Annotated in this window: 25 protein-coding genes; 9 read left to right on the top strand and 16 right to left on the bottom strand. The window is 60.3% G+C overall.

All coding sequences use genetic code 11. The features are described 5' to 3' along the window. Window positions 1–100: 100 nt before the first annotated feature. On the top strand, window positions 101–1,054 hold the full coding sequence (locus tag VQ071_RS10525; RefSeq protein WP_340513985.1) for a DUF1385 domain-containing protein: 954 nt from the start codon (window positions 101–103) through the stop codon (window positions 1,052–1,054). A gap of 26 nt (window positions 1,055–1,080) precedes the next feature. Then, window positions 1,081–1,410 (top strand): hypothetical protein, encoded by a 330-nt coding sequence (locus VQ071_RS10530; protein WP_340513939.1) that lies wholly within the window; start codon window positions 1,081–1,083, stop codon window positions 1,408–1,410. A gap of 92 nt (window positions 1,411–1,502) precedes the next feature. Here the strand turns inward: VQ071_RS10530 and VQ071_RS10535 are convergent, their stop codons facing one another. Beyond that, complete coding sequence (locus tag VQ071_RS10535) at window positions 1,503–2,546, bottom strand: patatin-like phospholipase family protein (RefSeq protein ID WP_340513940.1); 1,044 nt, start codon at window positions 2,544–2,546, stop codon at window positions 1,503–1,505. A gap of 155 nt (window positions 2,547–2,701) precedes the next feature. Beyond that, the gene (mntR, locus tag VQ071_RS10540) at window positions 2,702–3,127 is read right to left on the bottom strand and encodes a transcriptional regulator MntR (RefSeq protein ID WP_340513941.1); all 426 of its coding nucleotides are present in this window, start codon (window positions 3,125–3,127) and stop codon (window positions 2,702–2,704) included. Between the two features lie 165 nt (window positions 3,128–3,292). Here mntR and splB point away from each other — a divergent pair, with 165 nt between their 5' ends. After that, window positions 3,293–4,360 (top strand): spore photoproduct lyase, encoded by a 1,068-nt coding sequence (gene splB, locus VQ071_RS10545; RefSeq protein WP_340513942.1) that lies wholly within the window; start codon window positions 3,293–3,295, stop codon window positions 4,358–4,360. Between the two features lie 27 nt (window positions 4,361–4,387). Here splB and VQ071_RS10550 read toward each other — a convergent pair whose 3' ends face one another. From VQ071_RS10550 to VQ071_RS10575, 6 genes are all read right to left on the bottom strand, one after another. Next, window positions 4,388–5,098, bottom strand: coding sequence for a cytochrome c biogenesis CcdA family protein (locus VQ071_RS10550; protein ID WP_340513943.1), 711 nt, complete (start codon window positions 5,096–5,098; stop codon window positions 4,388–4,390). 48 nt (window positions 5,099–5,146) lie between these two features. Then, window positions 5,147–7,747, bottom strand: coding sequence for a CHASE3 domain-containing protein (locus VQ071_RS10555; RefSeq protein ID WP_340513944.1), 2,601 nt, complete (start codon window positions 7,745–7,747; stop codon window positions 5,147–5,149). A gap of 144 nt (window positions 7,748–7,891) precedes the next feature. After that, window positions 7,892–9,931: a methionine--tRNA ligase gene (metG, locus tag VQ071_RS10560; RefSeq protein ID WP_340513945.1), complete on the bottom strand. Its 2,040-nt coding sequence runs from the start codon at window positions 9,929–9,931 to the stop codon at window positions 7,892–7,894. Window positions 9,932–10,317: 386 nt separating this feature from the next. Next, on the bottom strand, window positions 10,318–10,578 hold the full coding sequence (gene yidD, locus VQ071_RS10565) for a membrane protein insertion efficiency factor YidD (RefSeq protein WP_340513946.1): 261 nt from the start codon (window positions 10,576–10,578) through the stop codon (window positions 10,318–10,320). Between the two features lie 83 nt (window positions 10,579–10,661). Next, window positions 10,662–10,853 (bottom strand): hypothetical protein, encoded by a 192-nt coding sequence (locus VQ071_RS10570; RefSeq protein WP_340513986.1) that lies wholly within the window; start codon window positions 10,851–10,853, stop codon window positions 10,662–10,664. Between the two features lie 104 nt (window positions 10,854–10,957). Next, on the bottom strand, window positions 10,958–11,440 hold the full coding sequence (locus tag VQ071_RS10575) for a hypothetical protein (protein ID WP_340513947.1): 483 nt from the start codon (window positions 11,438–11,440) through the stop codon (window positions 10,958–10,960). Between the two features lie 159 nt (window positions 11,441–11,599). Between VQ071_RS10575 and VQ071_RS10580 the strand changes: the two genes are divergently transcribed. From VQ071_RS10580 to VQ071_RS10605, 6 genes are all read left to right on the top strand, one after another. Next, window positions 11,600–11,839, top strand: coding sequence for a spore germination protein (locus VQ071_RS10580; RefSeq protein ID WP_340513948.1), 240 nt, complete (start codon window positions 11,600–11,602; stop codon window positions 11,837–11,839). Beyond that, window positions 11,839–12,063: a spore germination protein GerPB gene (locus VQ071_RS10585; protein WP_340513949.1), complete on the top strand. Its 225-nt coding sequence runs from the start codon at window positions 11,839–11,841 to the stop codon at window positions 12,061–12,063. The genes VQ071_RS10580 and VQ071_RS10585 overlap by 1 nt, the downstream gene beginning before the upstream one ends. 70 nt (window positions 12,064–12,133) lie before the next feature. Further along, window positions 12,134–12,817, top strand: a complete 684-nt coding sequence (gerPC, locus tag VQ071_RS10590; RefSeq protein ID WP_340513987.1) for a spore germination protein GerPC — start codon at window positions 12,134–12,136, stop codon at window positions 12,815–12,817. Between the two features lies 1 nt (window position 12,818). Next, entirely contained in the window at window positions 12,819–13,028 is a 210-nt protein-coding gene (locus VQ071_RS10595) for a spore gernimation protein GerPD (protein ID WP_340513950.1), read from the top strand. Further along, on the top strand, window positions 13,025–13,426 hold the full coding sequence (locus VQ071_RS10600; RefSeq protein ID WP_340513951.1) for a spore germination protein GerPE: 402 nt from the start codon (window positions 13,025–13,027) through the stop codon (window positions 13,424–13,426). The genes VQ071_RS10595 and VQ071_RS10600 overlap by 4 nt, the downstream gene beginning before the upstream one ends. A gap of 105 nt (window positions 13,427–13,531) precedes the next feature. Then, window positions 13,532–13,648, top strand: coding sequence for a sporulation protein YjcZ (locus tag VQ071_RS10605; RefSeq protein WP_340513952.1), 117 nt, complete (start codon window positions 13,532–13,534; stop codon window positions 13,646–13,648). A gap of 107 nt (window positions 13,649–13,755) precedes the next feature. Here the strand turns inward: VQ071_RS10605 and VQ071_RS10610 are convergent, their stop codons facing one another. The 8 genes from VQ071_RS10610 to glgB form a co-directional block, all read right to left on the bottom strand. Continuing rightward, window positions 13,756–15,135 (bottom strand): PucR family transcriptional regulator, encoded by a 1,380-nt coding sequence (locus VQ071_RS10610; RefSeq protein WP_340513988.1) that lies wholly within the window; start codon window positions 15,133–15,135, stop codon window positions 13,756–13,758. Between the two features lie 277 nt (window positions 15,136–15,412). After that, window positions 15,413–16,051, bottom strand: coding sequence for a zinc ribbon domain-containing protein (locus VQ071_RS10615; protein ID WP_340513953.1), 639 nt, complete (start codon window positions 16,049–16,051; stop codon window positions 15,413–15,415). A 24-nt stretch (window positions 16,052–16,075) separates the two neighbouring features. After that, window positions 16,076–16,831 (bottom strand): DUF1361 domain-containing protein, encoded by a 756-nt coding sequence (locus VQ071_RS10620; RefSeq protein WP_340513954.1) that lies wholly within the window; start codon window positions 16,829–16,831, stop codon window positions 16,076–16,078. A 172-nt stretch (window positions 16,832–17,003) separates the two neighbouring features. Further along, window positions 17,004–18,980, bottom strand: a complete 1,977-nt coding sequence (locus VQ071_RS10625; protein ID WP_340513955.1) for a glycoside hydrolase family 15 protein — start codon at window positions 18,978–18,980, stop codon at window positions 17,004–17,006. A 47-nt stretch (window positions 18,981–19,027) separates the two neighbouring features. Continuing rightward, window positions 19,028–20,458, bottom strand: coding sequence for a glycogen synthase GlgA (gene glgA, locus VQ071_RS10630; protein ID WP_340513956.1), 1,431 nt, complete (start codon window positions 20,456–20,458; stop codon window positions 19,028–19,030). Window positions 20,459–20,527: 69 nt separating this feature from the next. Next, window positions 20,528–21,640 carry a glucose-1-phosphate adenylyltransferase subunit GlgD gene (glgD, locus tag VQ071_RS10635; RefSeq protein WP_340513957.1) on the bottom strand — a complete coding sequence of 371 codons (1,113 nt, stop codon included), beginning with the start codon at window positions 21,638–21,640 and terminating at the stop codon, window positions 20,528–20,530. Further along, window positions 21,637–22,803: a glucose-1-phosphate adenylyltransferase gene (locus VQ071_RS10640; RefSeq protein ID WP_340513958.1), complete on the bottom strand. Its 1,167-nt coding sequence runs from the start codon at window positions 22,801–22,803 to the stop codon at window positions 21,637–21,639. The genes glgD and VQ071_RS10640 overlap by 4 nt, the downstream gene beginning before the upstream one ends. A gap of 36 nt (window positions 22,804–22,839) precedes the next feature. After that, a complete protein-coding gene (gene glgB, locus VQ071_RS10645; protein ID WP_340513959.1) occupies window positions 22,840–24,750 on the bottom strand; it encodes a 1,4-alpha-glucan branching protein GlgB in 1,911 nt (636 codons plus the stop codon). Window positions 24,751–24,761 lie beyond the last annotated feature (11 nt).

Consider the following 24,761-nt stretch of genomic DNA (forward strand, 5'->3'; position numbering starts at 1 on the left):
CTAATCGCCGGGCTGCGTTAACTGTGGCAATAGCCGTCCCGATCTTGTAAAATAAGAACCATACGTGAAGCGTGTCATGCTTCAAGAGATCGAGCGAGAGATGGTGAATGGTTTGGCAGAACAACCGACCTCCATTTACGGAGGACAGGCTGTAATTGAAGGCGTGATGTTCGCGGGACGCAACGTTCATGTGACCGCGGTACGACGCAAAAATCAAGAGATCGCTTTTTTCGAGGTTCCCCGCAAGCAGCAGCAAAACCGCCTTTTGTCCATATTGAAACGCATTCCTTTCGTTCGCGGCATCGTCGGTATCGTCGAATCGTCCGCCAAGGGCTCCCAGCATTTGAACTTTTCGGCTGAGACTTATGCGGAGGACGAAACGGATCAGGGCGGCGCCGACAAGCCGAAGGAGAAATGGAGCCTGTCGATGGTGCTCGGCGTTGCAGTCGTCGGCGCACTCTCATTCGTATTCGGAAAGCTCGTCTTTACGACGGTGCCTGCCTTCCTCGAAGGCGTGCTGTTCGAGGGCGTATTTAACAGCATGATCCTGCATAACCTTCTGGAGGGCGTCATCAAGATCGCGCTGCTGCTCTTTTATTTATGGTTCATATCCAAGACGCCATTGATCAAGCGGCTGTTCCAGTACCACGGCGCCGAGCACAAGGTCATCAGCGCCTACGAAGCGGGCGTCGACCTTACCGTCGAAAACGTACAGCGCTTCACGCGTCTGCATTACCGCTGCGGGAGCAGCTTCCTTGTTTTTACCGTCATCGTAGGCGTCGTCCTGTATTCGTTCCCGATCTTCCATTGGGACACGATCTGGGAGCGCATCTGGATCCGCATCGCCTTGCTGCCCGTCGTCATCGGCATCTCCTACGAGGTGCTCCGGTGGACGAATGCCGCTCGCGACATTCCCGGGCTCCGCGTGCTCGGCTATCCGGGACTGTGGCTGCAGCTGCTCACGACCAAGGAGCCGACCGACGACCAGGTCGCCGTCTCCATCGCTTCTTTTAACCGGATGCGCGAGCTCGACCGCGAGCTTCGTCCGGTCTAATATCAACAGAACGAGGGAGGGACGTTATGCGCTATCGCAACCGAATGCCAACGTGGTTTTTCATATTGGTCGTTCTGATCGTCATCGGCATCGCTTCAACGATCGTGAACGGCGGTCGGACGCTGATCGTGCCCGTCGTCCTCATCGCGATCGTGTGGCTCTTGTACAAGTTTCCGCCCAACCGCTGGGCGAAGGGCGGCTCTCCTGGCTCTTCCTACAGCCGTGCAGCGGCACAAAGCAAAAAACGTCAGCAGGCCAAAGAAGCCGCATCCGCCAAGCAGCGCAGAAGCGCCTCCCCTTTTCGCGTGATCGAAGGCAGCAAAGGACGCGACGACGAGCCGCCAACCTATCATTGAAGCGCTGCTTGATTTAAAAAGACTGAGGGATTTGCGATTTGCTCCCTCAGTCTTTTTTGTTGTCATTCGGCAGTAGCGTCATTCCAGCGGCTTCACTCCGGACGCCTCGGCGGCTTGGCGGAGCCCAGACGAACGATGGGCGTCCCGGCGGCCCCAGGAGACTTGCGTTCGGGAAGCTCGATTCCCGTACGATAGTCGAACCGGTCGAAAAATTCGTTGCCCGATTCCAAGCCGGAACGATACAGCCCTTCGCTCTGCTCCTCCGACAAGTGAAAATCTGTCGTTTTTACGCCCAAGGTCGGTATTTTAATCGTCCGCACACGATTGTTTTTCTCGATATACCGTTCGTCGTGGGCACTCAGCATCGTCTCGAACATGGCATAGAACATCGTAAACGGGCCGTCGATCCGATGCCCTGTAGGATTCGGCCTGCCGACCATCTGGAAGCCGACGACAGGGAGCGCGGGCGGCGAAGCTTCGGGTTCCTCGAACAGCCAGAGCGGAAAATTGCTCAACAGCCCGCCGTCCACAACGTACGAGCTGCGCACTCCCAGCTTGCGCCTGGCGTGTCGGATGCGCTTGAGCGGATGGTAGACCGCCGAGCTGCGGATGATGACGGGATCGAAAAAATAAGGGATGCTGACGCTCATTCGGATAGCCTGGGCCACGCCCAGAGCGGACGGGTCCATCCCGTAGTCGGCGATGTCGTCCGGCAGCACGAGCAGCTTGCCGTTCGTTATATCCGAAGCGATGATGCGCAGCCGACCCGGCGGCAAATCCTGGAACGTCCTGATGCCTTTGGCTGCGAGCAGCCGCTCGGCCCACGCCTCGAGCGCATCGCCGCTGTACAGTCCCTTGAACATGAGAAGCCGCACGGCGGGACCTATCAGCTTCAAATTAAATATGGGCGCACGCTTCAGGAATGCGGAAAACGGCGTGTCGTCGATGATCATCTTCATCTCCGACGCATTGTATCCTGCGGCGATCAACGCCGCCACGATGCTGCCCGCCGAGGTTCCCGCCACCTGGTGAAAGCCGTAGCCGTGCAGCTCCGCGGCCCTCACCGCACCTGCTAATGAGATCCCCTTTACGCCGCCGCCCTCGAACACGGCATTGATCATTTTAAGCTGCGTCATACGCATGCCTCCGTCCGCATGAAGCCCGAATATTGCAAGCTTATGCGGCGGACCGCTTGTGCATGACGATGTCGCGGCACTACAGCGGCACAGACGGCTGCGACGATCGTGCACCGGCAAACAAAAGGGAACGCTGCGCGCGTCCCCTGCTCACCTTATAATTCCGTATCCAACTCGTCGCGAATGCGCAGCAGCTCCTGCCGGCGCGTATCGTCCCGATTGAAATATTCGACCAGCGTCTCGATGCAAGTAATCGAGTCCCAGCTCAGATGATGCTCGATGCCTTCGACATCCCGATAAATATTTTCATGCTGTACGCCGATGACGCTCAGGAACGATTCCAGCAGACGATGGCGGTCCACGAGCCGTTTGCCGATTTTTTTGCCTTTGCTCGTGAGGATCAGTCCCCGGTACTTTTCATAAATCAAATATTGATCCTTGTCCAGCTTCTGAATCATCTTGGTCACGGACGAGGGGTGCACCTCCAGACCTTCGGCGATGTCGGATACGCGGGCGTATCCCTTCTCGTCGATCAGTCGGTAGATGCGTTCGAGATAATCTTCCATACTGGGCGTCGGCACCGAACTGTCCCCTTTCCCGACGGTTAATAACACCTTAGTATCATACAACGCACGCTGGACGAGGGCAAGCCAAGGTTCGTCCGGCAGGAGCGCGATATCCATAAGTTAGCGGAGTCCGGCAAGCGGCGGCGAAGCATAATATCATCTGAAAGGAGGCGTCGCATCATGAGCCCGAACCTGACGGAGAGACCGCGGCAAGACCGCGCGACCAAACTGTTCGTTCCAGAGCTTGTCTACTTCGAACCGGATGCATTGAACTATCCGATGGGCCGGCGGATCGAAGCATGGGCGATACGCGAGGGCATTCCCCATCGCATGACGACCTCGCACAACCGGATCACCGACCTGCCCGGCAATAGCGAGACGGAGCAGTACAAGATCGCCAAGCGCACGCTTGTCGTCGGACTTCGCAAGACGCTGAAGTTCGATACGTCGAAGCCCTCCGCAGAGTACGCCATCCCGCTGGCGACCGGCTGCATGGGGCATTGCCACTATTGCTACCTGCAAACGACGCTGGGAGCCAAGCCTTATATTAGAGTGTATGTCAACGTCGACGACATTCTCGCTGCTGCCCAAGGCTATATTGAGGCGCGAAGTCCCGAGATCACGCGCTTCGAGGCGGCCTGTACGTCCGATCCGCTCGGACTTGAGCATATCACCGGCTCGCTCGCCGAGACGATCGCCTTCATGGCGAGGCAGCCGCTCGGCCGGCTGCGGTTCGTGACGAAGTTCCATCACGTCGATTCGCTGCTCGGTATCGCCCATGGCGGCCATACGCGGATCCGGTTCAGCGTCAATGCAGATTATGTCATCCGCAACTTCGAGCCCTCCACCTCCAGATTCGCGGAGCGCATCGAGGCGGCCGGCAAGATCGCCGTAGCCGGATACCCCCTCGGCTTCATCATTGCGCCGATCATCTGGTTCGACGGTTGGCAGGACGGCTATGCCGAGCTGCTGACGAGGCTCGCCGCCGAACTGCCGCCGGAAGCCGGCCGCGACCTGACGTTCGAGCTGATCCAGCACCGGTTCACAAAAACGGCCAAAACCATCATCGAGAAACGGTATCCGAAAACGAAGCTCGAGATGGACGAGGAAAAGCGCAAAAAGAAATGGGGCCGCTGGGGTCAAAACAAGTACGTATACCCGGACGAGCAGGCCGAGGCGCTGCGCATGTTTTTGTCGGAGCGGATCTTCGAAGCTTTTCCCGAAGCGCGAATCGAATACTTCACCTGAGGCGAACGAGGCGAACGGACTGCGACGCTAGAAAAGCAGCCAATCCGGCGTAATCCGGTTAAGCCAGATCGTGATCTCGGTCATCCGGTCGGTGAACAGCAGGATGCCCATCACAATCATCAGCGCGCCTCCGACCTTCATGAGCATGCTGGAATACTTCAATATCCAGCGGGCTGAACCGATGAAAAATGCGAGCACGAAAAACGGCACGCCAAAGCCCAGCGAATAGGCGGCCGTCATGCCCGCCCAAGTGCCCGGCTCGCTCGCCGCGAGCGCCAAAATCGCGGTCAGAATCGGTCCGACGCACGGCGACCAGCCGGCCGAGAAGCCGATGCCGAATATAAACGAGCCGACATACCCGGCCGGTCGCCAGCCGACGTTCATCTTGCGCTCCTTGAGCAGCAGCTGGGGCTGGAAAATGCCGAGCAGGAACAAGCCCATGAGGACAATCAGAACAGCCGATATTTGCCGGATAAGCTCCTGATATTCCCGGAACGTATACGCAAAAGTGTTGGCCGTATAACTAAGCGTAAAGAAGACGGCAGAAAAGCCCAATATGAAAAAGAAAGTATGGGCCATCGTTTTTGCGCGAATATCTTTGCTCGTCTCGGTCTTCAGCCTGCTGACGGAAATACCGGTTATGTAGGATAAGTATGAGGGATACAAGGGCAAGCAGCACGGGGAAATAAAAGAGGCCAATCCGCCGGCAAAAGCAATTCCGATATTCAGCTGACTCATCACTTTCACCTCGCAAGAAAAGGGGGCCGGCTAACCGGCCCCACCGCATTATGCTTCGACTTTCATCTGGGCAACCATGATCGATATGAGCTGCTGGACCTGAACCGGCTTGCTGATATAAGCGTTCGCGCCGGCCTCCAGACATTTGTCCCGGTCTTCCTTCATCGCCTTGGCCGTCACTGCAATGATCGGCGTGCTCAGCTGCAGCGTATGCCGGATCTCGCGGATTGCCTGGAACCCATCCATATCCGGCATCATAATATCCATCAGGATACAGTCGTAAGTGTCGCCGCTGCGCAGGCGATCCATACATTCGAGACCGTCGTGCGCAATCGTAAACGACATCTCGAGCGATTCGAGCACATGGGACAGCGCAAACAGATTGCGGGCGTCGTCATCGACGAGCAGCACATGACGTCCCTTGAGCTTCGCCGTGCTGAGCGGCATCTCGCTCGCGGCAACGGATACCGGATCCGCCGCCGACAGCGAGTTGCCGGTGGCCAGCTGCTTGGCAGCGATCGTCTCGTCGAGATGGCTGAGCGAGCGCTGCGCCGGCAGGTAGAGCGTGAACTCGCTGCCCTTGCCGTCTTCGCTCTGCACCTCGATTCTGCCGCCGAGCATGTTGGCGAGCGACGAGGAGATCGTGAGCCCCAGGCCCGTGCCTCCGAACTTGCGGGCGGTGCCGCTGTCGGCCTGCGTGAAGGCTTCGAAAATGAGGCCAAGCTTGTCTCTGGCGATGCCTCTGCCCGTATCCGCGACTGTAAACGTAATCTCCTGCTCTCCCCAGGCGTTGGTCGATTGCACGCTGATTCGCAGATCGACCCTGCCTGCCTCGGTGAACTTGAAGGCGTTGGACAGCAGATTTTTGAGAATCTGCTGCAGCCGGAAGCCGTCCGTCTCCAGCCAGGCCGGCGTCTCGGGGGCGATATGGACCGAGAAGCCCAGATTTTTGTTGGCCGCGATCTCCTGGAAGCTGCTCTGAATCGTGAGCTGCAGATCGGCGAGAATGACGTTGCCCATCTCGATGTCCAGCTTGCCTGCCTCGACCTTGGACAGATCGAGAATATCGTTGATCAAGTTAAGCAGGTCGTTGCCGGCGCCGTGAATCGTATTGACATAGCTGATATCGTCGTCGTTCAGGCGGCCATGCCGGTTCTCGGCCAGCATCTGCGACAGAATGAGCATGCTGTTGAGCGGCGTCCGCAGCTCATGCGACATGTTCGCGAGGAATTCGCTCTTGAAGTTGGAGCTGCGCTTGAGCTCGTCGTTCATCGTGAGCAGCTCGAGCGACTGGGCGTTGAGCTCCTCCGATTGAACCTGCAGCTCCTCGTTCGCCGCCTGGGCTTCGGAATACAGCTGCTCCATCTCCATACGGCTGTTCACCGACTGGATGGAGACGCCGAGCATGGAAGCCAGCTGCTCGAGCAGCTCGATATCGCTTCTCTTGAGCAGACTGAACGACCCGATCTCCAATACGCCCACCACGGTGCGTTCAAAGCATACCGGCAGCAGGATGAGCTGCTTCGGCGAGGATTGGCCGATGCCGGACTGGATATAGACGTACCCTTCCGGAATCTGATTGACAACCATCGTACGGGCTTCGGACGCGCATTGCCCGATCAAGCCTTCGCCGATCTGGAATTCTTTGCGCCCGAAGTTCTCCGCGGAATCCGCAAAAGAGGCGTTCTTGACCAAATGATTCGACTTATCCCTCACGTACAAAATCCCGTACGGAATATCGAAAACCTGAACCATGTGATTCATGAAAGTGCGGCCGACCGAATCGATATCGTTCTGCTCCTGGAGCAGTGTGGCGATCTCGGCGACCTGATCCTTGCGGAGGTTCTGGCGCTCGATCGAATCCAGCAGCGCATTGGTCGAATCCCCCAGCTCCATCATCTCGTCCCGGGTGTTGATCTCGATCCGCCGGTCAAGCTTCCCGTCCTGGAACGCGATCTGGCGAATCGTCGAGCTGACCATCCGAATCGTCTTGATGACGGAGCCCGACACGAACCAGGCCATGGCGATGGCGATGATCGCCACGAACAACCAGAGCAGATAGAGGAAAAAGATCAGCGAGGCGTTTCTTTCCCTGAGATCCTCCACCCGTTGGTTGGTCAGGCTCATTTCGGTGTCTTTGAAGCTCTGAAGCTGCTGTCTGATCGCATCCGTTTTCGTCTTTCCGATTTTCTGCTCGAAAAAGCGGTCGAGACTGGCCGTATCCCCGCTTCGCTTGTAATCGATCGCATTCTCCGCCCCGGTCTCCGTCCAATCCTGAATATTGGAATTGATGCTGTCCAGGTTGCGCAGCTGCGCAGGATTGTCGATGACAAGTGCGGCCAAAGCATTGACGTCCGTCTGCCAGCGGGCCTTGCCTGTATCGTAAGGTGCCAGGTATTCTGCGCTTCCGCTGATCACGAAGCCTCTCATGCCCGTCTCCATATCGAGCAGATCCTTCTGAATTTGATCGACGGACTCATGAACCTGGATATCATGTGTGCTGATGAATTGCACTTCTTTTTGCATGGACGCAATTCGTATGGTCAATGCGACGATGGCGAGGCCCAAGAATATCATCACAATAATATTGCCAAACAGAATCTTGGTCCGAATGGATACTTTTTTCCTTCGCTCCGGGACGCTGTGCACGACTTGCTCCTCCTTGTTGCTTAGCTATATTAGTTCTATCATACAGAAAATGAAGTGTATTTGAAATAAAAAACCCGCGAATTATAAAATTCGCAGGTTTTTTCAAAATAGAAAATCTCTTTTGAAGCCTTATTCTGGAGGCCGTTATTTGACGACCGCGCCGCTTGGCATGCCGTCCGGCACGGTCGCGAGCTTCAGCTGGCCGCCTTCGGAGGCCGCCAATATCATGCCGTGCGACCACTCTCCCCGCAGCTTGACCGGCTTCAGGTTGGCGACGCAGATCACCTTGGCGCCGACCAGCTCCTCGGGCTTGTAATATTGGGCGATGCCGGAGACGACCTGGCGCGACTCGCCGCCCAGATCGAGCTGCAGCTTGAGCAGCTTGTCGGCCTTCGGGATCGGCTCGCACGCCGTCACCTGTGCGACGCGAAGCTCGATCCTGGCGAAGTCGTCGATGCCGATCTCGTCCTTGGCGTCCGCCTTCGCCGTCTGCGCGGCAGCGTCGGCGGCAGGGGCGCTGCTCGCCGCGGCAGGCGCGTCCGCCTCTCCCTGGGCGGCCGGCTTGGCACCGCCGCCCATCATGTCCACGATCCACGCGACTTCGCTCTCCAGGTCCAGCCGCGGGAAGAGTGCCTCTCCCTTGTCGACACGCGCCCCGGCGGCCAGACCGCTCCACGCGCCGAGGCTGTCCCATGCGGTCGCCTCGCCTTCGCCGATGCCGAGCTGGGCCCAGATCCGCGCAGGCGCATGCGTCATGAACGGCTGCAGCAGGATCGAGACGATCCGCAGGCTCTCCGCGAGATGCGCCATGACCGATGCGAGCGCGGCGCGGCCCGCCTCGTCCTTGGCCAGCACCCACGGCTGCGTCTCGTCGATGTACTTGTTCGTGCGGCTGACGAGCGTCCAGATCGCCGTCAGCGCGACGGAGAACTCCATCGCCTCGATCGCTTCCTCCGCCTTGCGCACGGCCGCTGCCGCCACGGCCTCCAGCTCGGCGTCGAAGGCGGTGCTGCCTGCAGCCTCGGGCACGACGCCCTCGAAGTACTTGCCGATCATCGCGACCGTGCGGCTCAGCAGGTTGCCCAGATCGTTGGCCAGATCGTAGTTCAGCCGCTCCGCGAAGTTCTCCGGCGTGAACGTGCCGTCGGAGCCGAACGGCACCTCCCGCAGCAGATAGTAGCGGACGGGATCGAGCCCGTACCGGTCGATGAGCTTGACCGGGTCCACGACATTGCCCTTGGACTTGGACATCTTGCCGTCCTTCATGAGCAGCCAGCCGTGCGCGAACACCTTCTTGGGCAGCGGCAGGTCCAGCGCCATCAGCATGATCGGCCAGTAGATCGTATGGAAGCGCACGATCTCCTTGCTCATCAGATGCACGTCGGCAGGCCAGAACTTGTCGAACAGCGACGGATCGTCCGTCCCGTAGCCGAGCGCCGTAATATAGTTGCACAATGCGTCGATCCACACGTAGATGACATGCTTCGGATCGGACCGCACCGGTATGCCCCAGTTGTACGTCGTGCGGGACACCGCCAGATCCTCAAGCCCCGGCTTGATGAAGTTGTTGATCATCTCGGTCTTGCGCGACTCCGGCTGGATGAAGTCCGGATGCGCCTCGTAGTGGGCGAGCAGCCGGTCCACATAGTTGCTCATTTTGAAAAAGTAGGATTCTTCCTTGACCAGCTCCACCGGATGCCCGCTGTCCGGGCTTTTCCCGCTCACAATGTTCCCTTCGCCATCCTTGACGACATCGACCAGCTGCGTCTCCGTGTAGAACGTCTCGTCCGGAATGCTGTACCAGCCCTCGTACTCGCCTTTATAAATGTCGCCCTTGGCCAGCAGCCGCTCGAAAATCTCCTCGACGACCTTGGCGTGCCTCGGCTCTGTCGTGCGGATGAAGTCGTCGTTGGTGATCTCGAGCTTCTTCCACAGCTCCTTGATGCCCACGACGATATCGTCGACGAATTGCTGGGGTGTCTTGCCCGCATCCTGCGCCTTGCGCTCAATCTTCTGGCCGTGCTCGTCCGTCCCCGTCAGGTAGCGCACCTCGTACCCGCGCAGCCGCTTGTACCGGGATATCGCGTCGCCCGCGACGGTCGTGTAGGCGTGCCCGATGTGCAGCTTGTCGCTCGGATAGTAGATCGGGGTTGTGATATAAAAGGTTTTGCCAGCTTCGCTCATGCTCGTCAGCTCCCGTAATCGATATGGCGCAGAGTGGTACGGAAGCGCAAAAAGACTCCCGTCCGCCATGGGACGAGAGTCTGCGCTCACGTGGTACCACCCAAATTCCCCCCGGCCGCGGCAAGCGGACGAAGGCTCATTCGCACCGATCCGTCGGATCGGCCGTTCTCCGTTAACGCCGGAGCGCGCGTCGCATCCTCGTCGCTGCGCTGCGGCTGCAGCGGCGCTCGAATGCAAATCCTCCATGACCATCTTCCGAAGGCGATCTATGCCGGCTCGCAGCTGTGCCCGGCTCTCTGGGATAGATCCTCGTCTTCGTACTCATCGCTTCATCGGATCGGTATACGATTGTATTGGCCAAAATATAACGCAGCGTCCGGGCCATGTCAAGCGGACGGACGTCCCTGCGCGCGCTTGCGTCCCGGCGGGGGCACCGGGTCGAACCCGCCGGGGTGAAACGGATGGCACTTGCAAATCCGCACCGCGGCCAGTCCCGCGCCCTTGAGGGGGCCGTGCACCTCGATCGCCTCCAGCGCATAGGCCGAGCAGGTCGGCGCGAAGCGGCAGGTCGGCGGCTTCAGCGGCGAGATGAACCGTCTGTAGAAGACGATCGGCAGCCGCAGCGCGGCAACCAGCATCCGTTGCATTCCGATCCGCCCCCCTTCGCTTGCCGTGTCGTCTGTCCTTATCTTGCCGCAATCGCCTTATCCAAGTCAAATCGCCGCAGGCGTCAGTCGAACCAACGCGTCACCACGAAGATGAAGGCGATCAGAGAGACGACCGAACCGGCCATATAACCCCAGCCTTGTCCTTTTTTCCCTTGAAAAAAACGGAGTATGCTCATGCTGAGCAACCCCCCGACCAACAAAATAAAAATAACGCCGACCACGAACAGACCCGCGGAAACCTCCGATACGTCCACCAGCTCCAAAACGCTTTCCTCCCCATCCTCTGACGCATCCGCACGGGCTGCCGCCCGCGAATGCCGCTGTAAAGCATTATAGCGAATCCGGACGGGATTGAACATCATTCACCGACAAACAGCTCGACTTCCCCCTGTCTCGACGGCCTTCTGCGGAAGACGACAACCCACTTTCCGTTTTTCCATGTCACCCTGCCCGATCTCGGGACGACGAGGCAAGGCAGCTTGAGCGACGCCGTGGCGGCGCCCGGCAGTCCCGATACGCGAAGGCAATCGGCCGTCGCATGCAGCCGGATGTCGCGCCTGTTCATGCCCGGCGGCGGCTTGATCGTAGCCACTACCCGCTTCGGCTCTTTGCGCGCCTCCATCTGCGGAATCGCGGACACCGTCGCGCCCGGACGCTCGGCTTTGCCTTCGCCGGCGCCGCCCCCGCCCCCCGTTCCGACTGCGAGCTTGCTTATATATTCGTTCAGCCACGAATCGTCTTTGTGATTCCACTGCTTGATCAGGTCCCACGGCAAGTCTTTGCCGATCAGATTGCGTATCGCGCTCCAATTCGGCAGCGGGCCTTCGTCAAAAAAAGACATAGCAACGCCCCTCTCGCAACAAAGCCCCGGCTGTTGGTCTACAGCATCGTATGCCGGGCCGGTCTGCGGAGTGCGCGCCGAAGTAGGCGGCTGCGGAACCTCTGGGCGCCTGCCTTCATAGGATACGGTATGACAAATCGCTGAAGGAGTCGTTGCGCTATGCCCAGCATCGTAGGCGCCGTCAAAATATTGAGCGTCGGCTCCAGCGGAGTCGTCCAGTTCGGAGACTGCCTGCAAGTATCTCCCTCCAGCTCGACCAAGACGTTCGCGGGCGCAGGCTCGTTCGTCACAGGCGATCTGCCGCGCACGAATTCGATCAGTTCAACGAATACCAACGATCCGGATCTCATAGATAACTCGGGAGAAACACAGGTCGGCGGCAACTCGGGGATACTCTGATGGCTTGGACGATCTATCAGCAAATTACGATCGGACAGCTGCGTGTAGATGCCGTATCCAACTCTTCGGTCCTGCAGATCGGCAGCGCCGGGAGCATCCAGTCGCTGTCCCAGCTCTACAATACAGGCGGCTTCACGGAACCCGCCGCCGAGCTGACCGAAGGCGCGATCACGAATGCCGTATCGCCGCTGTCGTTCGTCCCTCTGCCAAATCCGACTACTTGACGCGGCCGCCGCGGCGGGGCTCCCGCCCGCCAGGTGCCGCCCCCCGGAAGGAGGAGTCCCATTGAACGCTGTGTGGCATTACCCGTACGGACAGGCGGGCGACGATTGCACGAGCCGATTGACGGCGCTGGCGGCGCAGGTTCAGGCGGCCGAGGCGCAGATCGCCGCCCTGCGGCAGCAGATCACGGCATTGACGCAGCAACAAGAGCAGACGCAGGCCCAGGTCGCACAAATGCAGACGCGTGTCGAGGACCTGCAGCGCAAGCCTCCCGTGCATGTGGAATATCACTTCGACCAGCTCAAGGTCAGCCGGCTTGACGGCACGCTCAACATCGGCCTCAGCCCGAACGCCCAATCCGGCGTCGATTCGTTCGACGTGCCCGTGCCGGGAACATGGCAGACGCCGGCCGTCGGCTCCGAAGGCGCCGAACCGTTCATCCCCGGGCTCATGCAGCAGGGCAACGACTTCATGAACACGAACGCGCCCGCGGATCTGTCGGCGATCGCCTCGCAGAACGGGATGTCGCTGCAGCCTGCCGAGCTGCGGGCGGTATTGGGCGACGTGACGGCGCAGCTCGGCGCCAGAATTCAGCATTACGCCCGCACCGTGCCGCTGCCCGCGAACGGCGGCGAGGACGAACTGAACGCCTGGAGGCAAGGCATCATGAATAAAGTCAAAAAAGACATTCGCACCGCCTTCGAAAACTATGTGAACAGGCGAGCCGCGGAATCCGGCGGCCAAAAGGGGCGTTGACATGGCCGTCCTCGAGCAGATGAACGTCTACAACAATCCGGTCCAGATCGGCTCCATCCGTATTCTGGGCGTCTCGAGTTCGAGCTCTCTGCTGATCGGCGACACGCAGAGCATGACGCTCTACTCCTACTTCGATACGCCGCCCGAGTCGGTTATCGTCGGTCCGCTGGCGCCGCTGCCCGAGCTTGCCGGCGACGAGGATACGGAATGAGCTGCCGCCCATCCGTCGTCGGCCGCATGTACGTCAACACCGTGTCGAATGGATCCGTCCTGCAATTCGGCGACAACCGCGACGGCGCCAAGCTTTTCACGCGCGTATTGGCCGTCCAGCGGAGCATCGCCAGCTTCGGCAACAACGAATTCCGCTTCTCCTTTTACAGCCTCTTCGCCCGCCCGCTTCCCGTCGCGCCGCAGCCGGCCGGTCCGCAGGCTTACTTCTATTCCGAAGGAGCCCCGATCGAGATCGGAGAGCTGACTATCACAGGCCTCACGGCCGCATCCCATGCGCGGATCGGCTGCGGCGGCCCGGAGACCGCCGAGACGCGGATCGTCAACATCCGCAACGCGATTCCGGGCGTCAAGCCGCTCGTGGACGTCGACTTCGAGTGAAACTCGATTGCCAAAGAAGGGCGAACGCACAAGCGGCCTCCCGCCATCCGCATATGATGACTGTGTGATCGCTCATCACATAACTCATAACGGGAGGTTGTTACTATGGGATACGGAGTAGCAGGCGCAGGTTGCGGATACGGCGGCGGCATGGGCGGCGCAGCGTTCGCGCTGGTGCTGTTCGTACTGCTCGTCATCATCCTCAGAGCCGGCTGGGTCTAATCGACTGATCGGCGCGGTACCGCCAGACCGTTAGAAAAAGCCTCCGGTTCGCTGTCGCCAGCGAGCCGGGGGCTTTTGTCCGGTCGAACGCATTCGCGCGCCGCCGCTCATCTGCGATCGGCCAGCAGCTGACGCAGTTTGATGGACAGCTGCAGCTGCAGCCGGTCCTCGGGGTCGTCGAGCGATACGCCCAGAATCGACTGCACTTTGTCCAGCCGGTACACGATCGTGTTGTAATGCGCATACAGCTTTTCCGAAGTCAGCTTGATATTGCCGTTGCACCGGAAAAACATCTCAAGCGTCTCGGTCAGCCGCCCGCCTCCCTTGCGGTCGGCACGTTCGAGCGGGACCATATATCTGTGCAAAAACCGCTCCCGCTCCTCCCCGCCGGGAATCAGATAGAGCAGCGCATATACGCCGAGCTTGTCGTAGGTGACGACGCCGTCGGACATGCCGCTCACCTCCGCCACCCGCTGCGCCCGCTGTGCCTGGGACAGGCTGTCCGGCAGCCGCTCGGCTTCGGCGGCTGGCCTGCCTGCGAACAGCCGCATCTGCGGCTGTCCGAGCAGCGGCCGCAGCTTGCCGAGCAGCCCGCGAAGCGCCGCCGTCCGGGCGGCATCCGCGCTCTCGCCGTCCGCGTCCTCCGCATCCGGCACGATCAGCACGAGCGACCGCTCATGCTGCACGGCCAGCAGCTCGCCTCCGAGCTTCGGCCGTGCCGCGAGCAGCGCCCGGGAGAGCTCCGCGAGCCGTCCCGCATCCGGCCCGCTCTCCCCGAAGCTCGCGACGACCGCATAGCGCGGCCGGGTCATGGACAGCTCGCAGCCGCACGCCGCCGCACGCAGCTTCCAATCCCGCTCGGACACAAGCTTGCCCGACAGCCAATCCTGCAGGAACAGCTCGAGATATTTGTCCTCAACCTCGCGCACGGCTTCGATATTGGCCAGCTCCAGTCCGACGAATGCGGACATCCGTCCCAGGCTCAATGCATCGACCGGCAGGATCGGCCGGTACCGTTCGAACAGCACGACCGCATACGGCCTGTCGGGATCTCCCGGCATCCGCCACATATACGCCCGTTCCTTGGCACCGATCGCGGCGAAGGAACCGCCGTCCGCGCCGAGGTCGTCCCGCCCTGCGAGCGACGCGGCGGCTTCGGCGGCCAGCGCGGTCTCCGCCTCCCCTGCGCCGGCAGACCGCCAGGCTCTGCCGCCGGCACCGACGACGGCGACCGGATTGCCTAGCGCCTGCTCCATCGCATCCAATACTTGGCGCAATTCGGCGCCGCCCAGCAGCAGCCGCGATACGCGGTCTACGGAGGACTTGATCTCGGTCAGCATTCGGTGCTCGTCGGCGCGCGCCACGGCTTCGGCACTGTCCGGATACATCCGCTCGTCCCCGAGGAGAGACAATTCTTCCTTAGGCTCTATGATCGGAAAGCTTATACGTGCAGACCTGCTCTCGGACTGGGTATCCTTGCGGGACATTGCGGTCACAGTACCCCTCCTCGCCATGCGCAGCTTATCAGCGCTATAATCATCAATTGTTATGTTATATTTTATAACATAAACAAGCGAATGTCTTCAAATATTATAGAAAAGGCGCAATATTTTTATGATTCCTCATAATTTACGTCACATTCCATCACGTAAATCGAATGAAGTTACATAAAACGGCACAGCAAAAAGGCTGCAATGAGCGCGCCTATCTCGCGCTTATGCAGCCTTCGCCATTTGCTTTTCAATCCCGCTACGCCGTCGCCGGTTAAGGGTACATCGGGTTGCCGCAATCCTGGCAGAACCGCGCCTCCTCCGGCATCTCGGCCTGGCAGGCCGTGCAGATGTGTACGACAGGCTCCTCCGGCTTGCTCTCAGGCTGAGCCTGCCTCACGCTCGCGTCGTCCCCATCGATGTCCGGTTGCTCCCATGCACGCACGTCCTCTTCCTCGCCGGGGAACACTTCGATCGCACGCTCCGCGTCGGTCGGCGTCTCCTGCAGCACGGACAATTCGCCCTCGTCAACCGCAGGCGGGGGAGCCTGCTCCGGGAACGGCTTGCCGCAGGCCGGGCAGAACCGCGTCTGGAACGGCACGCGCTGTCCGCACTCGCATTCCTTTTCGTTGCGCAGCTCGCGAATCCGATCCTCGAGCGCATCGATGTCCCGTTCGCGGTCCGCGACCTGCTGGCACGCGGGAATGACGTCTACCTCCGCCGCGGACAGATCGCCGCTCAAATAGGCCTTGTACACGGCTTCGCCGATCTCGGCATACTTGCGGTCGATCTCTTTGCGCTTGCCGGATATTTGCGAGTGAAGCTTCGTGATCTCAACCGTCTGCTGCGCCTTCTCCGTGGCAGAGGAGACGCCCTTGCTCACTGTTTCCGTCAACTTTTTGAAAAAACTCATGAATTCCGCCTCCCAGCATCTGCCTTAACTATTATGATAACTCGGCGGACCGTTCCCGACAATGTCGTGCGGGCGGAATCCTCCCATGAATCGAAGGCAATATAACGACAAATACACGATCAGGATCAGCACCCCGAACAGCATCGTAAATATGAAGCCGTTCGCATTGATGCCGCCGAGCACGCTGTCCAGCAGCCGGAACGGACTGAAGATGACATCCCAGCTGTTAAGGCGGATCACGCGGCCTAGATAGACGCCGAAGCCGCCGAGAAAGGAAACCGCAACGATAAACAGCCAGCCCGCCGCAGCGCCCAGATGGCTGCCGACCAGACGATGGAACTGACGCATCGATTCATAGCCAAGCAGCAGGCCGCACCAGGCAAACAAAAAAAATACGACGAGATCGTACCATACGAGCAGCGAACCTGTCGACTGTCTCCAACTGTAGACCGGATTCATGATCAAATGAATAAAATCCGTCGTCAGATAAGGCGCGTTGGGGTACAGGAGCAGCCAGCCGACGCCGAGCACCGCCAGCACCAGGCCTCTGGCGGACGGCAGTCCCGACAGCAGCCGGTCGGCCCCGGACGCGGCCATCGATACGATGAGCGGGAGCCAGGCCAAGAACAGATTCCAGAGCAGGAACCGGTACCGGTCGTCGCCGATCTGGGCGGATCTCACGACGAGCATCATCAAGCACAAAAAGGAGGTGAAGCATAGGACTAGAAATATCGGCGTAAACAACGGTTCGGACTTCGGCTGCGCGCGGCTCCTGGTCATAGGCGAACAACTCCTTCCAAATCCAATCACTATTACTACACCGATTCGGGGGAAAAAGTTGCGGATGAGCGCCGCAAACAAACAGCCACCCCGCCGACAAAGGTCTCGGGATGGCTGCCTATCACGTCCAACGGGCCTGCCCTATGCTGCCTGCCGCGAGGCCGCGATCGCTCTAGGCTCTGGCGGCAAGCTCCTCGTGCTTGCGCACGTACAGGCATACGGTCTTGACGTACGTCGCATGGGACCAGGTCAGCGGCGCCACCGAGAGCGGCGTGCCCTGCGTCGGATGAATCTGCTCCGGCATGTTGCCGCCCTCGAGCGTAGCGTTCACGATTTTCTCGAGCGTCGTGCGGGGCGCTTCGAGATCGGCCAGACTGGTCGCCGTCTCGATCTGGAAGTACGCGACCCACAGCGTACAGATAATCCACGGATTGCCGGGGATGCGCTCGAGATCGTCAGATTGCTGGAAATAATAATCGTTGGTGTATCTGGCGATGCCGCCTACGTCCGTCTTGATCGACAGCCCCTGCTGAATCGCCTGCATCGTCCGGACGACACGGTCGTCGCTCGCAGGCAGCACGCCGAACTCGAACAGCCCGAACACGCTGCTCTCGATCGTCATGTCCTTCTCCCACTTGCCGTCCCGCAGGGCGAGTCCGCGCGCGAAGCGGCCGGATTCCTCATCCCACAGATGCGTCAGCATCCCGAGCTTGATCCGCTCCGCAACGTTGCGATAGCGGTCGCTGCGCTCGTAGTCGCCGAACAGGTCCGCGAAGTATGCGGCGCCCATCAGGCCGCCGTAGACGGACGATGCCGTGTACGTCCAGATGCCGTAGCGCTCCTCCCACAGATCGTAGCTGGGCAGCGGCAGGCCAAGCGAAGGCTCGATATAGTCGCACAGGAAGGAGGCCGCCTTGCGCACGAGCGTCGGATACAACGATTGGGGCAGCTCGATCTCGCCGTGACGCTCGTAATCCTTCCAGAGTGCGAACAGCACGAGCGCCGTCTCGTCCTCCTGAATCGGCAGCCGGGGCAGGCCGTGCACGACGTACGGATGCCAGCTCGAGCCGACGGTGCCGTCCGGGTTGTACTTGTGGTACAGGTACCCTTCGGGCGCGAGCGCGTCGTTGCAGAAGTGAAAAAACGGCGCGATCGTGCCGTGATAGCCGGCCAGCGACATGGCGTCCGCGATCAGCGCCCCGTCGCGCGGCCACATATAGCTGTAGTGGTCGCGGTTGTACTGGAGGATGTCGGTGTCGTTGGCCGCCAGAATCGCGCCCCGCTCGTCGATCTGCGTCCGCACGATGAGCAGGCTGTGCTTGAACAGCCGCACCACCTCCGGCGACAGGTCGCCGAAGTGGTATTGCGTCCCGACCTTCGTCAGCCAATGATTCCAGTAGATGACGATGCGGCTGAGCAGCTTCTCGGGATGGCTCTCCAGCACGTACTGGTCGAGCCGCTTGACCTCCTCCAGATCGCTGCCGACGGACATCCAGTAATACAGCGAGCTCTCGGCATTGCCGGGCAGCTCCAGCCTGAAGCTGATCGTGCTGTCGACAGAGCCCTGCGCGATCGCATTGCCCATGAGCTCGCCGTCCTCGGCGTCGCGCCAGGTGCCTTCGGCCGAATGGAACCGCTTGATGCCGGTGGTGAACTGGTAGATGCCGCCCCCCGCCTGGGAGCGGCCGTTGAACATAAAGTAGGAGGACCGCTTGTAGTGGAACACGGTGCGGTTCATGGGGTAGTATGCCGCCGTGTCGCCGACCTCGTTGCCGTCGATCATCAGATCCTGGTGGAAGAACACGCGTACGTCCTTCGACTCCCCCGTCAGATTGCGAACGACGACCCGCTTCATATAGATGCTCTCCCGCTGATGTATCCCGTCGTTGACGTACAGCTCGAGTCCGAGTCCGTCATGTCTGGCGATCACGTTCGTGACGAGCGAATTTTCAATATAACCGAGCTCGATGCGCCAGGAAGGATCGTCGAGCCAGACAAAGGAGCCGTTGCACCAGATGCCGAACCGGCACTGCTGGCCGCCGATATGGTTGAGCTGGCCTACGAACGGGAAATAAAGATCGCGGATGAAACAATGATCGTCGAGATTGATGAGCATCTTGCCGTTGCCGATCACGAGATGTCGGGCCATGCCAGCATTCCCCTCTCCTATTGGACCGTCCTGCTGCGGACCGTCCTCTATTTAACGAGCTCTCTATATAGTAGTTCGTACTGCTTGGCCGAGCTACCCCAGCCATAGTCCCGCTTCGCGCCGTTGTTCACGATGCGCTTCCAGACCTCGGGCTCTTCCCGGTAGAAACGCAAAGCCCTGCGCACCGTGTACATCATATCGTGCGCGCTCGCAGGACCGAAGGTGAAGCCCGTCCCTTCGCCCGTGAATTCGTTGAACGGCTCGACCGTGTCCTTGAGACCGCCTGTCTCCCGCACGATCGGCACCGTCCGGTAGCGAAGCGAGATGAGCTGGCTAAGTCCGCACGGTTCGAAGCGGGAGGGCATCAGGAACATATCCGAAGCGGCGTAGATGCGCCTCGCGAGTCCTTCGTTGAAGCCGAACCATACGGCCACCTGTCCGGGATAGCGGTGGATGGCTTCACCGAGCAGATGCTCGTAATGCGGATCGCCGGAGCCGAGCACGGCGAGCTGGACGCCCTCGCGCATCAGCCCCTCCAGGCTGTCCAGAATCAGATCGAAGCCCTTTTGTCCGACCATGCGGGAGACGACGCCGATGAGGGGGACGCCGGCGTCTTCGGCGAGACCGAGCTCGCGCTGCAGCGCCGGCTTGTTCAGCCGCTTTTTGGCGAGGGAGTCGCGGTAGCGCACCTGCAGCGCCGGGTCCTTCATCGGATCGTAGGACACCGTGTCGATCCCGTTCAGGATGCCGACGAGGTCGCCCGCGCGCTGACGCAGCACGCCGTCAAGCTTTTCGCCGTATTCGACCGTCTGAATCTCGAGCGCGTAGGTGGGACTGACCGTCGTCAGCTTGTCCGCGAAGCGAAGCCCCGCCTTCAAGCAGTTGGCCGCGCCGTAGAATTCGAGACTGTCGCCCGTGAAGGCGTCGTCGCCGACGGAGAGCAGGTCCTGCAGCACCGCCCGCGAGAACACGCCCTGATACTGCAGGTTGTGGATTGTAAATACCGTCTTCACGCGCTGTATGGCGGCATCGTAGGCATACCGGGTTCGCAACAGAAATGGCACGAGTCCCGTCTGCCAGTCGTGGCAGTGCACGACATCGGGCAACTGCGGCTCCCGCAGCATCGCCTCGACGGCCGCGAAGCTGAAAAACGCGAAGCGCTCCGCATCGTCGCCGTAGCCGTACGGAGATTCGCGTCTGAAGTAAAATTCATTGTCGATGAGCAGGAAGCGGACCCCGTCCGCCACGACCTCGAGCAGTCCGCAATATTCTCTGCGCCAGCCCATCGTAATATAGTAATAGCCTTTGAACACCGCATTCTCCAGATAGGCGCCGGAAATGCTGCCGTACTTCGGCAGCACGACGGTGACGTCGATGCCGCGTCCGGCAAGCGCCTTGGGCAGAGCTCCGATGACGTCGGCGAGGCCTCCCGTCTTCACGAGAGGCACGCCCTCCGACGCCACGAACCAGACATTCATGCAACAACCTCCAACCGCTTGATTTCTATCTTTATTATCGATATCTATCGCTTGGACAAGCAGCCGACGCTAGATGACTTTGCGCTTGAGCGCGATATAAGGCAGATCGGACGCGCCCATCAGCTGCCGGTCGCTCTGAATCTCCACTTCCTTGTCGAGAATGCAGTTGGACAGCAGGCCGCGTTCGCCGATGACCCCGTTCTGCATGATGATCGAGTTGCGCACGACCGCATCCTTGTGCACCTTGACGCCCCGGAACAATATGCTCCCCTCGACACGGCCCTCGATGTCACAGCCGTTCGCCACGAGCGAGCCCGTGACGGACGAGCCCGCGCGGTAGCGCGTAGGCGGTTCGTCCTTGACCTTGGTGAAGATCGGACCCGGCTCAAAAAACAGCTCGTTCCACACCTTCGGATCAAGCAGCTCCATGCTGTGCTTGTAGTAGGACGGGATATTGTTCACGACCCCGAGCACGCCTTCGTGCATGTAGGCGTCGACCTTCAGCTCGCCCAGCCGGGGCATGACCGCATGTCTGACGAAATGATCCTTGCCCTGGGCGAGCGAGGTGTCGACCAGGTCGAGCAGCAGCTCCTTGCGCAGCACGTACATCTCCATCGACACGACGTCGCTCGCGAGCCTGCCGAAGTGGTCCTGCATATCCGTGATCCGGCCGTCCGCATCCAGCTTTGCCTTGCGCGTCAGCCCGGTGTGCGCATCCGGCCAGTCCTTGCATACGACCGTGATGTCCGAGCCGCGGGCCTGGTGCTGCTCGAGCACCTTGGCAAAGTCGATATTGCATACCATGTGGCTGCGCGCGATGACGACGTACTCCACCGGACTGCGCGCGAAGTAGTCGCGGTGACGGTAGAACTGATAGAGATCGCCCTTGCCGAAGTCGGATTGATCCTCCATCGACGGCGGCAGCACGAACAGGCCGCTCTGCTTGCTGTGCAGGTCCCAGTTGCTGCCCGAGCCGAGATGGTCCATCAGCGAGCGGTACTTGGTATGGGCGAACACGGCGACCTTGTGGATGCCGGAGTTCACCATCGAGGAGAGCACGAAGTCGATCAGACGGTAGCGGGCGCCGAACGGCACCGTCGCGAGGCACCGCCCGCTCGTGAGCGGGCCCATGTCCTCCGTCTCGTGAATCAGGTTGATGACGCCCATCAGCGGCAGCTTCATACGGTCTCTACCTCCTCGCGTTCGGTCTCTGCTTCGATATGGTCGCCGCTGCCGACGACGGCAATGTCCTCGGAATCGACGCTGCCGATGACGCAGCCGTCGCCGACGATGGCCCCGTCCCCGACGATGGCGCGGATGATACGCGCACCCCGGCCGATGGTCGCATTCGGCATGATGACCGAATCCTCGATGAAGCTGCCTTCGCCGACGGTGACGCATTGGAACAGCACCGAGCGGTTGACGGTGCCGCGGACGACGCAGCCCTCGTTGATGAGCGAGCTCTGCACGGTCGATTCGGGCGACAAATAATGCGCCGGGCGGTTCGGATTGACCGAGTAGATGCGCCACTCGCGGTCGTTGAGGTTCAGCGCGGGCTGCTCGTCGAGCAGGTCCATATTGGCCTCCCAGAGCGAGTCGATCGTGCCGACATCCTTCCAGTAGCCGTCGAACCGGTGCGTGAACAGGCGCGCGCCGTCCTTGAGCAGCGTCGGGATGATGTCCTTGCCGAAGTCGTTGGAGGAGCCGGGCGTCGCTTCGTCGCGGACGAGCGCTTCCTTGAGCACCTTCCAGTTGAAAATGTAGACGCCCATCGAGGCGAGATTGCTGTTGGGCTGCTTCGGCTTCTCCGCGAATTCGACGACGCGGTCCTGCTCGTCGACGCTGAGAATGCCGAAGCGGCTCGCCTCCGCCCAAGGCACGGTGATGACGGCGATCGTAGCGTCCGCCCGGTTGCGCTTGTGAGACTCGAGCAGCTCATCGTAATCCATCTTGTAAATATGATCGCCGGATATGATAAGGACGTACTCGGGATCGTAGCCTTCGATGAATCCCATGTTCTGATAGATGGCGTTGGCGGTGCCTTTGTACCATGTGCCGCCCTTGGAACGGACGTACGGCGGGAGAATATGCACGCCCCCGCTTCTGCGGTCGAGCCCCCACGGGCTGCCGATGCCGAGATATTGATTAAGCACGAGCGGCTGATATTGCGTCAGGACGCCCACGGTATCGATCCCTGAATTCACGCAGTTGCTGAGCGTAAAGTCGATGATTCTGTACTTGCCCCCGAAATGCACGGCGGGCTTGGCAAGATCCTTGGTCAATACGCCGAGCCGGCGGCCTTCGCCGCCGGCAAGCAGCATGGCAATACATTCGCTCTTAGCCATCGTGCTCTCCCCGCTCTCCTGGAATTGTGCTGCGCGTTAGACCTCTACGGACGGATCCGGCTCGAAGAGCAGGAACGTCAGCGGAGGCAGAACGATCTCCATGCTGAAAGGCTGGCCGTGCCGGGGCGATCGCTCGGCTTGGTAACGGCGGGGCATCTTCGCACCCGAGCCGCCGTAATCGGCGGTGTCGCTGCTCAGCGCCAGCCGGTAGACTGCGCCGTCCGGCACGCCCATTCGGAATACCGGATACGCCGTCTCCGAGAAATTGCACACGGCGACGAGATGTGATTTCTTTTTCTTGCCAAACCGGATATAAGTAAGCACGCTCTGGGCGGCATTATCCGCATCGATCCATTTGAAGCCTTCGGGCGAGTGGTCCAGCTCCCACAGGGCGGCCTCGGACCTGTACAGCGAGCCCAGATCGCGGGTGAACCGCCTCATCGAATCGTGCAGCGGGTAGCGGAGCACCGGCCAGTCGAGCTCGCCCATATCCTTCCATTCGTCGAACTGGCCGAATTCTCCGCCCATGAACAGCAGCTTTTTGCCCGGATGGGTCATCCAGTAGCCGTAGAACAGCCGGAGGTTCGCGAACTTCTGCTCGTAGCTGCCCGGCATCTTGTTCAGCAGCGAATGCTTGCCGTGCACGACTTCGTCATGGGACAGCGGGAGCACATAATTCTCGGCGTAAGCATACATCATCGAAAACGTCGCGAGATTGTGCAGCTGCGGCCGGTTCGGCGGATTCGTCTCCATGTACTTCAACATGTCGTTCATCCAGCCCATGTTCCACTTGTAATTGAAGCCCAGCCCGCCCAGATAGACGGGCGAGGTGACGCCGGGCCAGGCCGACGAATCCTCCGCAATGACGAGCGCGTCGGGATAATAACGGAACACGACCTCGTTCAGCTTGCGGATCCAGGCCAGCGCGTCCAGATTGTCCGTGCCGCCGCGCTTGTTTCTCGTGTGCATCTCCGGCGGCTTGTCGAAGTTGAGATCGATCATGCTCGCCACCGCGTCTACCCGGATGCCGTCGATGTGATACACGTCCATCCAGAACAGCGCGTTCGAGATGAGGAAGCTCTGCACCTCGGGCTTGCCGAAGTCGAACGCCAGCGTGCCCCACAGCGGCTTCTCCGCCAAGCGCCAATCCTGCGGCTCGTAGAGCGGCTGCCCGTCGAATCGTCTCAGTCCGTGATCGTCCTTGCAAAAGTGGCCCGGCACCCAGTCGAGGATCACGCCGATCCCGCGCTGATGACAGCGGTCCACGAGCTTCTTGAGGCCGTCCGGATGTCCGTAGCGGCTGGTCGCGGCGTAGTACCCGGTTGTCTGATAACCCCAGGATCGATCGAACGGATGCTCCGTGAGCGGCAGAATCTCAATATGTGTATACCCGTTATCCGCGACATAATCGACGAGCTCGTTTGCAAGCCTTTCATACGACCGGAACTGCTCAGGACCGTCGATCCGCCACGAGCCCAGGTGGACCTCGTAGATGAGCATCGGCTTCTCGTAGGGCTTGCTTCGTCGTCTCCCCTCCCGCCATGCATCGTCTTCCCAATTATATTTATCCAGATTCGCTACGATGGAAGCGGTTCCCGGCCTTAACTCCGAACGGAACGCGAACGGATCGGACTTGAGGAACATGTTCCCGGCGGCATCGACTAGCTCGTACTTGTAGGCCTCTCCTTCGCCGATGCCGGGCACGAAGGCCTCCCACACGCCCGTCGTGCCCGCAGCCCGCAGCGGATGTCCGCCTCCGCTCCAGCCGTTGAAGTCGCCTGCGACGCGAACCTCTCTCGCGCGCGGCGCCCATACGGCGAACCGCGTCCCCCGCGTACCGTCCCGCTCCGTCTCATGCGCGCCGAATGTCCGATAGGCGCGGAACAATTCGCCATGGTTGTACAAATACAAATCGTGCATCGATAGCGATGCCGTATCGGCTGTCATGCCCACTCCCC

The sequence above is a fragment of the Cohnella sp. 56 genome (assembly GCF_037963805.1).
In the GTDB taxonomy this organism is placed as follows: Bacteria; Bacillota; Bacilli; order Paenibacillales; family Paenibacillaceae; genus Cohnella.

Bases quoted from the DNA above. Each gene is read 5' to 3' on its own strand.
- VQ071_RS10525 (WP_340513985.1), top strand. From the start codon at position 101: ATGGTGAATGGTTTGGCAGAACAACCGACCTCCATTTACGGAGGACAG.
- VQ071_RS10530 (WP_340513939.1), top strand. From the start codon at position 1,081: ATGCGCTATCGCAACCGAATGCCAACGTGGTTTTTCATATTGGTCGTT.
- VQ071_RS10535 (WP_340513940.1), bottom strand. From the start codon at position 2,546: ATGACGCAGCTTAAAATGATCAATGCCGTGTTCGAGGGCGGCGGCGTA.
- splB (WP_340513942.1), top strand. From the start codon at position 3,293: ATGAGCCCGAACCTGACGGAGAGACCGCGGCAAGACCGCGCGACCAAA.
- VQ071_RS10550 (WP_340513943.1), bottom strand. From the start codon at position 5,098: ATGAGTCAGCTGAATATCGGAATTGCTTTTGCCGGCGGATTGGCCTCT.
- metG (WP_340513945.1), bottom strand. From the start codon at position 9,931: ATGAGCGAAGCTGGCAAAACCTTTTATATCACAACCCCGATCTACTAT.
- yidD (WP_340513946.1), bottom strand. From the start codon at position 10,578: ATGCAACGGATGCTGGTTGCCGCGCTGCGGCTGCCGATCGTCTTCTAC.
- VQ071_RS10575 (WP_340513947.1), bottom strand. From the start codon at position 11,440: ATGTCTTTTTTTGACGAAGGCCCGCTGCCGAATTGGAGCGCGATACGC.
- VQ071_RS10580 (WP_340513948.1), top strand. From the start codon at position 11,600: ATGCCCAGCATCGTAGGCGCCGTCAAAATATTGAGCGTCGGCTCCAGC.
- VQ071_RS10585 (WP_340513949.1), top strand. From the start codon at position 11,839: ATGGCTTGGACGATCTATCAGCAAATTACGATCGGACAGCTGCGTGTA.
- VQ071_RS10595 (WP_340513950.1), top strand. From the start codon at position 12,819: ATGGCCGTCCTCGAGCAGATGAACGTCTACAACAATCCGGTCCAGATC.
- VQ071_RS10600 (WP_340513951.1), top strand. From the start codon at position 13,025: ATGAGCTGCCGCCCATCCGTCGTCGGCCGCATGTACGTCAACACCGTG.
- VQ071_RS10605 (WP_340513952.1), top strand. From the start codon at position 13,532: ATGGGATACGGAGTAGCAGGCGCAGGTTGCGGATACGGCGGCGGCATG.
- VQ071_RS10610 (WP_340513988.1), bottom strand. From the start codon at position 15,135: ATGTCCCGCAAGGATACCCAGTCCGAGAGCAGGTCTGCACGTATAAGC.
- VQ071_RS10615 (WP_340513953.1), bottom strand. From the start codon at position 16,051: ATGAGTTTTTTCAAAAAGTTGACGGAAACAGTGAGCAAGGGCGTCTCC.
- VQ071_RS10620 (WP_340513954.1), bottom strand. From the start codon at position 16,831: ATGACCAGGAGCCGCGCGCAGCCGAAGTCCGAACCGTTGTTTACGCCG.
- VQ071_RS10625 (WP_340513955.1), bottom strand. From the start codon at position 18,980: ATGGCCCGACATCTCGTGATCGGCAACGGCAAGATGCTCATCAATCTC.
- glgA (WP_340513956.1), bottom strand. From the start codon at position 20,458: ATGAATGTCTGGTTCGTGGCGTCGGAGGGCGTGCCTCTCGTGAAGACG.
- glgD (WP_340513957.1), bottom strand. From the start codon at position 21,640: ATGAAGCTGCCGCTGATGGGCGTCATCAACCTGATTCACGAGACGGAG.
- VQ071_RS10640 (WP_340513958.1), bottom strand. From the start codon at position 22,803: ATGGCTAAGAGCGAATGTATTGCCATGCTGCTTGCCGGCGGCGAAGGC.
- glgB (WP_340513959.1), bottom strand. From the start codon at position 24,750: ATGACAGCCGATACGGCATCGCTATCGATGCACGATTTGTATTTGTAC.